Here is a 2169-nt window from a genome sequence, read left to right as displayed (position 1 = left end):
TGAAGCCGTAAAGAATCAAGGTGCTGCTTTACAGGTGTGGGCTCGTTGTCAGGGTATGGCGGTTCCGGAGGAGATCTGTTCCCAACTCCAGTGCAGGTTCTCGGTGTTGTTGCCCCATCTCAACGAGCGACAGCGGCGGCTGGCCTTGGCTACCGAGGCCCGACTGATCGGGCATGGCGGGATACGGGCGGTAGCGCGGATCGCGCAGGTCAGCGAGACGACCGTGCGTCGTGGCGTGTCGGAGCTGGAAGCGGGGGCCGGGCCATTGCCGGACGGCCGAGTGCGTGCACCAGGCGGAGGCCGCAAGCTGGCCGAAGCCAACGATCCTGCCCTGCTCAAAGCCTTGTTGGGCCTGGTCGAGCCGGACGAGCGGGGTGATCCGATGTCGCCGCTGCGGTGGACGACGAAGTCGCTACGGAACCTGGCCGAGGAGCTGACCCGGCAGGGGCACCCGGTGTCCGCGCCGACGGTGGGGCGGCTGCTCAAGCAGGAGGGCTTCAGCCTGCAGGCGAACGTCAAGACGCTCGAGGGTGCCCAGCATCCCGACCGGGATGCTCAGTTCCGCTATATCAACGAGCAGGTCAAGCAGCACCAGGCCGACAGTGAGCCGGTGATCAGCGTGGACACGAAGAAGCGGGAGCAGATCGGACGGCTGCCGATGGCCGGCCGGGAGTGGCGGCCCAGGGGCGAACCGGTCGAGGTGGAGGACCATCACTTCTTCTTCAGCGGCCCGGACGTTCAGCAGGCGATCCCGTACGGGATCTACGACATCGCCCGCAACACCGGCTGGGTCAACGTCGGTGTCGACCACGACACGTCGGTCTTCGCGGTCGAGTCCATCCGCCGCTGGTGGCGCTGTCGTGGCAGCCTCGACTACCCGAAGGCCTCACGGCTGCTGATCACCTCGGATGCGGGCGGCTCCAACGGTTACCGCTATCGGGTCTGGAAGAGCGAACTGGCTGCTCTGGCCGCCGAAACCGGACTGACGATCACTGTGTGTCACTTTCCTCCGGGCACAAGTAAATGGAACAAAATCGAGCACCGGCTGTTCTCCCACATCACCCACAACTGGCGTGGCAGGCCGCTGACCAGCCATGACGTCGTCATTGAGACGATCGCCGCCACCCGCACCCGGGCCGGTCTGCGCGTTGAGGCCCAACTGGACCCCGGCGACTACCCCACGGGCATCGCGATCAGTAAGGATCGCTTCGCCGCGCTGCCGCTGGTCCGGCACGAGGTCCACGGCCAGTGGAACTACACCCTGCTGCCCGAAGCCTCCGCACCGCAGGCCCTGCCCACCAGCGAGGCACACGGCGTCTCCGGCCGGCGCCGCGAGCTTCTCGCCCGCCTGACGGACCCCCGCCTGACCGGGCTGAGTAGTACGGAACTCGCGGATTTACGCGCTGAGTTGGCCCCGCTGCAGGCCGCCCGGTCCCAGGAACGCTACAGCGAGCAGCGCGGTGGACGGGCCCGGCGCGCCACCGGCAATCAGCGGGCCAAGCCGCTGTTCGACGACGCCGCCCGGGTTCTGCTCACTCTCCTCTACCAGCGACAGGTCTGCTCGATGAAGCTGCTGGCCGACATGCTGGAGGTCACCCCTGAATGCGTCGGCCACCTTGTCGCCGAGACCCGCCGAGTCCTGGAGGACCACGGTCACCAGCCCGGATATGCCCCCAGCCGGTTCACCAGGGCGGACGCGCTGATGGCCTTCCTCGACACCGACCAGACCCCGCCGCGCACCCGGATCATGGAGAGCCTGTCCCATCCGCGGCTTACGGGCATGTCCCCCGCGGAGCTGGATGAGCTCACTCGCCGGCTCTCTCCACGCCAGGTTGCCCAGGTTGAACGGGCCTCCTACCAGCGCCGGGGCGCCGATCGCCAGCCGGGCAGCCGCGGCGGAGTCTTCCCCCAGAAGCTGGGTGACAGAGAGCGCGTCGTGGTCGCCATCCTCTACCTGCGGAAACTGTGCACCCTGGACGTCCTTGCCGACGCGCTGGGGGACGTGAGCAGGTCCTCGGTCGGGAACGTCGTCCGCGAGATCCGGCCCCTGCTTGCGGAAGGCGGACTCCTCCCACCCCCGGCCGCCACCCGCTACCGCACCGCCCCCGATCTTCTCGCGGCCGCGGACGAGTAAACCGACACACCGACAAGTTAATTCTTTACGGCTTC

General features: G+C 67.6%; 1 protein-coding gene. It reads left to right on the top strand.

The annotated features are described in order from the left end of the window. Positions 1–55 precede the first annotated feature (55 nt). Positions 56–2134, top strand: a complete 2079-nt coding sequence (locus tag ACFYZE_RS36065) for an ISAzo13 family transposase (protein WP_389003923.1) — start codon at positions 56–58, stop codon at positions 2132–2134. Positions 2135–2169 lie beyond the last annotated feature (35 nt).

It is taken from the genome of Streptomyces sp. NPDC001796, assembly GCF_042892355.1.
Classification (GTDB): Bacteria; Actinomycetota; Actinomycetes; order Streptomycetales; family Streptomycetaceae; genus Streptomyces.
The sequence above is the reverse complement of the archived record's forward strand: the minus strand, read 5'-3'. Positions and strand labels throughout refer to the sequence as shown.